The sequence below is a fragment of the Pseudomonas sp. GCM10022186 genome (genome assembly GCF_042656385.1).
In the GTDB taxonomy this organism is placed as follows: Bacteria; Pseudomonadota; Gammaproteobacteria; order Pseudomonadales; family Pseudomonadaceae; genus Metapseudomonas.
Genome location: NZ_JBHSOU010000061.1, coordinates 59,642 through 67,678, shown reverse-complemented (window position 1 = coordinate 67,678; position 8,037 = coordinate 59,642). Strand labels below are relative to the sequence as shown.

General features: G+C 67.3%; 9 protein-coding genes. All 9 read right to left on the bottom strand.

Features of this window, described 5'->3' with window-relative positions; genetic code table 11:
• Positions 1-189 precede the first annotated feature (189 nt).
• A complete protein-coding gene (locus ACFPU0_RS21060; RefSeq protein ID WP_377695225.1) occupies positions 190-1,572 on the bottom strand; it encodes an ATP-binding protein in 1,383 nt (460 codons plus the stop codon).
• A complete protein-coding gene (locus ACFPU0_RS21055) occupies positions 1,569-2,231 on the bottom strand; it encodes a response regulator (RefSeq protein WP_377695224.1) in 663 nt (220 codons plus the stop codon). Before ACFPU0_RS21055 ends, ACFPU0_RS21060 begins: the two co-directional genes overlap by 4 nt.
• 8 nt (positions 2,232-2,239) lie before the next feature.
• Complete coding sequence (locus ACFPU0_RS21050) at positions 2,240-2,881, bottom strand: tetratricopeptide repeat protein (protein WP_377695228.1); 642 nt, start codon at positions 2,879-2,881, stop codon at positions 2,240-2,242.
• On the bottom strand, positions 2,881-3,687 hold the full coding sequence (locus tag ACFPU0_RS21045) for an SDR family oxidoreductase (protein ID WP_377695223.1): 807 nt from the start codon (positions 3,685-3,687) through the stop codon (positions 2,881-2,883). Before ACFPU0_RS21045 ends, ACFPU0_RS21050 begins: the two co-directional genes overlap by 1 nt.
• Positions 3,674-4,348 carry a TenA family transcriptional regulator gene (locus ACFPU0_RS21040; RefSeq protein ID WP_377695221.1) on the bottom strand — a complete coding sequence of 225 codons (675 nt, stop codon included), beginning with the start codon at positions 4,346-4,348 and terminating at the stop codon, positions 3,674-3,676. The genes ACFPU0_RS21045 and ACFPU0_RS21040 overlap by 14 nt, the downstream gene beginning before the upstream one ends.
• On the bottom strand, positions 4,345-5,814 hold the full coding sequence (locus tag ACFPU0_RS21035; protein ID WP_377695220.1) for an AMP-binding protein: 1,470 nt from the start codon (positions 5,812-5,814) through the stop codon (positions 4,345-4,347). The genes ACFPU0_RS21040 and ACFPU0_RS21035 overlap by 4 nt, the downstream gene beginning before the upstream one ends.
• Positions 5,804-6,478, bottom strand: a complete 675-nt coding sequence (locus tag ACFPU0_RS21030) for a thermostable hemolysin (protein WP_377695219.1) — start codon at positions 6,476-6,478, stop codon at positions 5,804-5,806. The genes ACFPU0_RS21035 and ACFPU0_RS21030 overlap by 11 nt, the downstream gene beginning before the upstream one ends.
• A gap of 334 nt (positions 6,479-6,812) precedes the next feature.
• Positions 6,813-7,298 (bottom strand): adenosine-specific kinase, encoded by a 486-nt coding sequence (locus tag ACFPU0_RS21025; RefSeq protein ID WP_377695218.1) that lies wholly within the window; start codon positions 7,296-7,298, stop codon positions 6,813-6,815.
• 150 nt (positions 7,299-7,448) lie between these two features.
• On the bottom strand, positions 7,449-8,037 hold a 589-nt coding region (locus ACFPU0_RS21020; protein ID WP_377695217.1), incomplete at its 5' end, for a VOC family protein.

Sequence of the window (8,037 nt, the reverse complement as noted above, 5' to 3'; positions counted from 1 at the left end):
GCGTGGGGCAAGCAGTCCCCTAACACCGGATATACGGAAGCAGTCGTACCCAGGTTCGAAAACAAAGCCGGTCGCTGGCAAACCGGGAGGAGTCCATATATGGATAGCGCTCTTCTATCCACCAGCGTGGCCATGCAAGACATCGATGGTGGACCGATGAAGCGTGATCCACCCTGCGGCGAGCGAGGCTCACGCAGGCGCCGGCGCCACCCTGGGCAGGCGCAGGTCGGCGCAGAGACCGCCCCCTTCGCGGTTGCGCAGGGCGATGCTGCCGCCCAGGCGGTTGGCGACCATCTGCACTATGGCCAGGCCGAGGCCGGCGCCCTGGGGGTTGTCCTCGCTGTAGAAGCGCTCGAACAGGCGTGCCAGCTTGGCTTCGTCGATGCCCGGGCCCTGGTCTTCCACTCGCAGCAGGAAGAAATCCTCGCCGTCTTCCCGCAGGCTGACCTTCACTTCGCCGCCCTGGGGGGAAAAGTTGGCGGCATTGGTGACCAGGTTCTGCAGGGCGATGCCGATGGCGGCGGCGTCGCTGATGGTATGGAAATCACCGTCGGCCACTTCGAGGACCAGTTCCAGGCCCTTGTCCAAAAGCAGCGGAGTGAGTTCCGCCAGGTGCTCGCGGACCCGCGATTCCAGGTCCAGGGGCTGCCATTTCTGCCGCGCCAGCTCCGGCTCCATGCGCGCCATGGTCAGCAGTTGCTGGACCACCCGCGTCAGCCGGTCGACACCCAGGGTGAGGAAGCGCAGGGCCTCGGCACGCTGTTCCTCGCTGGCGGCCTCCAGGGCGTTCTGCGCGTGCAGGCGCAGCACGGCCAGTGGCGTGCGCATCTCGTGGGCGGCGTCACCGATGAAGCGGCGTTCGCGCTGGAGCATCTGTTCGATCTGCCCGAGCAGGCGGTTGATCGCTGCCTGCATGGGTTCCAGTTCCCGGGGCAGGGGAACGATCTGCAGGGGCGCCAGGGATTCGGCGTGGCGGCTGCGGATCACTTGCGCCATGTTCTGCAAGGGGCGCAGCCCCCAGCCGATGGCCAGCCAGACCAGGGTGGCGAGGATCAGGATGCCGATCAGGTTCGGCCACAGGGTATGGCGGACGATGCGTTGCACCAGGTCCTGGCGTACATCGTCGCGTTCGCCGACCCAGATCAGCAGACCCTGTTCCGGGTCCGGAAGAACGAAACCGCGCCAGTGGTGGCCGGCGAGTTGGAGGCTGTGGAACCCGGTGCGGATCGGGGCGTGGTCGAAGGGCGGCGCGCTTGCCGAATGCACCAGGCTGTGGCCTTCGCGGTTCCAGACATGGAAGGCCAGCTTGCTTTCGTAGGGATGCCCGACCTTGCGCGGCTCGGCGCGGCTCAGGGCGTCGTTGAAGGCGCGGTAAAGCGCGTCCCGTTCGGAGCTGGCAAGCGGCATGTGCATCACGCCCAGCAGCAGGCGGGCATTTTGCGCCAGCTGGGCGTCGTAGATTTCCTCGACCTCGTGGCTGCTGTCGCGGTAGTTGAGGTAGACGATGAGCAGGGTGCCCATCAGCAGCAGAACCATCACCAGCCACAGGGTGCGGCGGCGCAGTGAGGTCATGGGCGGCCGTCCACCAGGTAGCCGATTCCGCGCACGGTGCGGATGAGGTCGCTGGCGAGTTTCTTGCGCAGGTGGTGGATATGCACTTCCAGCGTGTTGCTTTCGGCTTCCTCGTCCCAGCCGTAGAGGATCTGCACCAGGCGTTCGCGGGTCAGCACCTTGCCCCGCTGCGAGAGCAGTTCGTGGAGCAGCTGGTATTCCTTGGGCGTCAGGGCTACCGGATTGCCCTGGTAGCTGACCTGCTGGCTGACCGGATCGAGTACCACGCCGGCGTGTTCGATCAGCACCTGCGGCCGGCCGGCGCTGCGCCGCAGCAGGGCGCGCAGGCGGGCCTTGAGTTCGTTGAGGTCGAAGGGTTTGACCAGGTAGTCGTCGGCGCCGGCGTCCAGGCCGAGGATGCGGTCCTCGGTGGCGTCGCGGGCGGTCAGCACCAGCACCGGCAGGGTGGAGCCTCCGGCGCGCAGCTGCTGCAGCACCTGCACACCATCCAGGCGCGGCAGGCCCAGGTCGAGGATGGCCAGGTCGAAGTCTTCGTTCTGCAGGGCGTGCAGGGCGCTGACGCCATCAGTCAGCCAGTCGATGGTGTAGCCCTCCTGGCGCAGGCCGGCGCGCATGCCCGCGCCCAGGGCATTGTCGTCTTCGACGAGAAGGAGTCGCATGGGCCGCCTTAGTCTTTCTGGATTTCCTGCAGTAAAGCATCGATTTCCTGGCGCCGACCCTGGTCGGCCAGTTCGCGGCCGGGGCGCGGAGCTGCCGCCTTGGCCTTGAGCAGGGCTTCGCGGGCCTGTTCGGCATGGCCCTGGCGGTACAGGTGATCGCCCCAGAAGTACAGGCTGTCGATGCCCGCCGGGTTGATTTCCAGGGCCTTGCGCAGCAACTGGTCGGCCTTGTCCTCGTCGCCGAAGCTCACCGGCCAGCCCGGCACCCGGTCATAGAGCGCGCCCAGGCTGGTGTAGGCCGAGCCTTGCAGCGCCTGCGGGTCGATCTGGATGGCGCGCTCCAGGGCGGCGCGGGCTTCCTTGACCTTGCCCAGGGCCCCCAGGCCGCCTTCGGCCCCGGCCCAGCTGCTGGTGACGATGCCATGCCAGATCCAGGCCTCGGCGGACTGGGGCGCGCTGCGGGTGAAGGCGCCGCTCTGCGCGGCCAGCTTCTCGAATTCGGCGGCCCGCTGTTTCTCCGGAACCCGGTACTGGACCTCCGCCCAGCGCTGCTGGATGGAAGCCAGGCGCTGGCTGCCGCCATCGTCCAGGGCCCAGGCCGGAATGCTGAGGATCAGGTACAGGCCGAAGGCGTAGATGAGCTTGTTCATCATGGGTGGTCCTTGCCGTGGTGGGCGGTGCTGAAGCGGCGGATGATCGGCAACTGCTTGTGCAGGGCCCGGTCCACCAGGCCGGGCAGCATGCCGTTGAGGCGCACGAAGAATTTCTCCGGCCAGCCCAGGTAGAGTTCGCTGAGGTCTTTCTCGATGGCGGCGATCACCGCTGTGGCCACCTGTTCGGGCGCGTCCACACCGACCTTGAGTTCGGCATTGAGGGCCATCGCCGCCTGGCTGTTCATGCTGGTGCGGGTGGCCCGCGGGGCGACGTAGAGCACGTTCACCGAGGTGTCCGCGAGCTCCCGGCGCAGCGCCTCCGAGAAGCCGCGCAGGGCGAACTTGCTGGCGCAGTAGACGGCGTAGCCGGGGTAGCCGATGGAGCCGTAGATGGAGCCGACATTGACCACCAGGGCGTGGCTCTGCTGGCGCAGCAGCGGCAGCAGGGCGCGGGTGAGCTGCAATGTGGCGCTGACGTTGAGGGCGAGCATGTCCTCGATCTGGCCGTCGTCCACCTGCTCCAGCAGGGCGAAGCGGTTGACCCCGGCGGCGTTCACCAGGATATCGAGCCCGCCCATGGCCCGCGCTGCTTCCACCACCCGCTGGCGGCCCTGGGCCTGGCGCAGGTCGGCTCCCACCCACGACAGCTGCTGGGGATAACGCTGGCTCAGCCCGGCCAGGGCGTCGCGCTGGCGGCTCACCGCCAATACCCGGGCTCCCCTTGCGCAGAGCTGTTCGGCCAGGGCCAGGCCGATGCCGCCGCTGGCGCCGGTGAGCAGGACGCGGCAATCAGCGAGTCGCATGGTTCACCTCCCCGGCGCGGGGCAGGCCACGGAACATCTCGGCGTAGAGCTGGTAGACCACCCGGGCGGCGTGGATCACCGCCTGCTGGTCGTCCTCGTCTTCCAGGCGGTCCATCAGGCGGCGGTAGGTGACCATGTGGTCCTGGTCCAGCGTGCCGTGGGAGGACAGGTAGCTGAAGGCTTCCGCCGGCAGGCCGAGGCTCTCGCGAATGGCGCCGGCGGCCTGGGTGGCCAGGGCGATGCTGGTGCCTTCCAGTACGTTGACCATGCCGAACAGGCCCACCGGGTTGCCGCGGGCGATCAGGTCGTAGAGGAAGGCCACCATCAGTTCGATGGGCAGGGAAGGGCGGCTGCCGCTGACGGCTTCGGCATCGCCGCCACAGGCGGTGATGTCGTCGAGGATCCAGCGCTCGTGGCCGTATTCCTCGTCTATGTATTCGCAGACGGCACCGCGCAGCCATTCCAGGCGCGCGGGCAGGCGTGCACCGCAGGCCATCATCAGCGGCACCGTGTGGCGCACATGGTGATAGGCCTGGCCGAGAAAGGCGCGGTAGCCCTCCAGGCTGACCTGGCCCTCCAGGGCCTCGCGTATCACCGGAACGCTGAACAGCGCCTCCCGTTCGCGGGCGGTGGCGGCTTGCAGCTGGTCGAAGAAACTCATGGTTCTACCTCGTTCTCGAGTTCGAGCAGGGTGGTGCGGTAACGCGTGAGGATGGCTTCGCGGCGCAGGCGGCCATTGCTGGTGAGCAGGCCGTCGGCGCTGCTGAAGGGCGTCTCCAGGCGGCGCCAGGCCCTGACCCGCGCGTAATCCGGGAGGGCCGAATTGGCGTGGGCCACGGCATCGGCCAGCTCCTGGTCGGTACAGGCCGGGTCCAGCGGCCAGAGCAGGGCCAGGTTGCCGGGCAGGCCCTCGCCATGGACGAAGGCCTGGGCGATGACGCCGCGCTGGGTCAACTCGGCCTCCACCCAGTCCGGGTTGACGTTGCGCCCGAAGCTGGTGATGAACTGGTGTTTCTTGCGGCCCTTGAGGTGCAGGTAACCGTCGGCGTCGAACTCGCCCAGGTCGCCCGTCGGCCACCAGTCGCCGGCATAGGGCGGCTCGCCAAGGTAGCCGAGCAGGGCCGAGCCGCTGACCAGCACTTCACCGTCGTCCGCCAGCCGTACCCGTACGTGGGGCAGGGGTTGGCCGACGCTGCCGGGACGGTTGGCGCCCGGGCGGTTGAGACAGACCACCGAGGCGCACTCGGAGAGCCCGTAGCCTTCGAAGACCGGCAGTCCGACCTTGGTCGCGCGGGCCAGCAGATCCGGTGAAACCCGCGCGCCGCCGACGGCGACGAAGCGGAACTGACCGGCGCCCAGGTGCCCGCGTTCGATGGCGGTGACCAGGCCCAGGAGCAGTTGCGGCACCAGGATCAGGCTTTGCGCACCGCTGAGGACCAGGGTGGCGAGCAGCTTCGGCCAGTCCACCCCGCTGGCGCCCTGTATGCCCATTTGCCGCTGTGGCAGCAGGGTGACGCAGGCGCCCGCCAGCAGCGCGGCATGGACGCCGAGGTTCTCCAGCAGCACCGCCAGGGGCAGCACGGCCAGGTAGTGGGCCGGGGCGCTACCGCGGCTGGCGACTTCCAGTTCGTGGGCGACCCGCAGCAGGGTTTCGGCTCCCAGGCAGACGCCCTTGGGCTGGCCGGTGGTGCCTGAGGTGTAGGTGATCCTGGCGGTGCCGGCGGGCAGGGCCGCGCAGCCGCTGGCGGCCTTGCGCCAGAAGGGGCCGTCGGCCTGGAAGCCGGCGCCCTCCAGTTCCGCGGAGAAACCGGCGTCGGCCACGGCCAGCCCGACCTGGCATTGCGCCAGGCAATGGGCGCGCTGCTGCGGGCTGAAGAAGGGCGGCAGGGTCAGGCAGGGACGCCCGGCAAGGAGCGCGGCCAGGTCCCAGAGCAGCACCTCGGGACCGTTGTCCAGGCCTAGGGCGAGCACGCCCTCGGGTTCGGCGCGCAGCAGTTCTTCGCGCCGTTCCACTTCGGCCAGCAGCTGGGCATAGGTGTAGCGCCGGGTGTCGCCGCGCAGCGCCAGGGGCTGCGGCAGCCGGCTGGCGTGGTCGCGCAGGATGCTGCGCAAGGCTTCAGGCTGCATGGTCGGTCGCCCCCGGCACCTCGGGAAAACCCAGGCGGGCGAGGATGCCGCTGAGCTGCAGCTGCTCGAAGCCGAGGCGGATATTGCCGGTGAACACCTGGGGTTTCTGCTCGTAGTAGGTGCCCCATTGCTGCTGGGCCTCGCCCAGGCGGCCGGGGTTGGCATCCCCCAGGTGCAGGGGCGACAGCCCCAGGCGGCGGAAACTGTTGATGAGCGCCGGTGCGCCGGTGAACACCACCCATTCAAGGCCGCGCAGGTTCAGCAGCCAGGTGACGGCAACGATGATCAGTCGCGCATTGCCGGCATTGATCGAGGCCAGATTGCCCACTTCCACCACTTGGTCGCGCGTCACCGGGCATGTTGCCAGGGTGGCGATCAGGGATTCCGCCGGTGCCTCCAGGTATTGCTCGAGAAATAGCGGCCCCTGCCCGGCCAGGCGAATGCCGGCCGCGGCGCTCAAGGCTCCGTGGTAATTGCGCATGCCGAGCAGCTCGGGCATGAACTGGCGGATGTCGGCGCCATGGGCGCTGAGAAATCGGCGGTGGACGAAGTCTTCGACCTGGGGGCGCCCGGGATCTCCCGCCAGCAGCAGGGACAGGTAGTGTTGCTGCGATTTTTGACCGAAACCCAATGGGAACAGGGCATTCCACTCGGCGCTGTTCATCGGTGCCCTCCAGGCGATTTGGTGTCTGGAAGGGAGTATCGGGCGCAAGTCTTAAGGGACCCTGAAGATGGTCCGGGCGCCTGTCGCCTGATGTTCATGCGGGTGACACGGGGGCGTCATCTGGGCGGGGCATCCTGCATGCAGGAACAGAAAGGGCACAGGACGTGCCAGGGTGCAAACTGAAGCTGCCGTCGATGGCAGCTTTTTTTTGCGCCCTCGGAAGTGAGGTGGAGGTTTGTTGGTCGCGCTCTACCGGTCAGCCAGGAATCGATGGGTATCGCGAGCTCAACCCATCCTACGGCCCTGACAGCATGAGCAAAGGCAGGGCTCCCGCCTATAGCTTGTAGCCAATCTGCCGCAGCAACTCCTTGCGCCAGGCGACGTCTTCCTCGCCCTCGGCACCCTTGGGCGGGAAACCGTCCACCACGCCGAGCACGCCGCGGCCCTGGCCGGTTTCGGCGAGGATGACTTCGGTGGGGTTGGCGGTGGCGCAGAAGATCCGGCAGACCTCCGGCACCAGCTTCAGGGCGTTGAGCACATTGACCGGGTAGAAGCCTTCTCCGAGGAAAACGATGAAGCTGTGCCCGGCGCCAATGGCCAGGGCGTTCCTGCGGGCCAGTTCGAGCATGGCGTCGTCGTTGCCCGAGCAGCGCACCAGGCACTTGCCCGAGGCCTCGCAGAAGGCCAGGCCGAAGCGGATGCCGGGCACGGCGCCCACCAGGGTTTCGTGGATATCTTCGACCGACTTGATGAAGTGGGTCTGGCCGAAGATGAAGTTGATGTCGTTCGGCTTGTCGATGGTCACGCTGATAAGTTGCATGTGGAGCGCCTCCAACCCCCATGGAGCAAGCATAGCCAGGGGTACGCCTGCGGCCTGCTTGGCGAATGAATTCGCCTCGTGCCCCGGTCAGGCAGCCCGACTGAAAAGAAAAACCCGGCGGATGCCGGGTTTTTCCAAGAGGATCGCGCCTTATTCGGTGCTCAGCACGCCACGGCGGATCTGGTCGCGTTCGATGGATTCGAACAGGGCCTTGAAGTTGCCCTCGCCGAAGCCGTCATCGCCCTTGCGCTGGATGAACTCGAAGAACACCGGGCCCATCAGGGTTTCCGAGAAGATCTGCAGCAGCAGGCGCTTGTTGCCGCCTTCGGTGGTGCCGTCCAGCAGGATGCCGCGCGCTTGCAGCTCCGCTTCCGGTTCGCCGTGGTCCGGCAGGCGGCCCTGGAGCATCTCGTAGTAGGTGGCCGGCGGCGGAGTCATGAAGCGCATGCCCAGGGCTTTCAGCTCGTCCCAGGTCTTGACCAGGTCATCGGTGAAGAAGGCCACGTGCTGGATGCCTTCGCCGTTGAACTGCATCAGGAACTCTTCGATCTGCCCCGAGCCCTTGGAGGATTCCTCGTTCAGCGGGATGCGGATCTTGCCGTCCGGAGCGGTCATGGCCTTGGAGGTCAGGCCGGTGTACTCGCCCTTGATGTCGAAGTAGCGGATCTCGCGGAAGTTGAACAGCTTCTCGTAGAAGTCCGCCCAGTAGGCCATGCGGCCGCGGTACACGTTGTGGGTC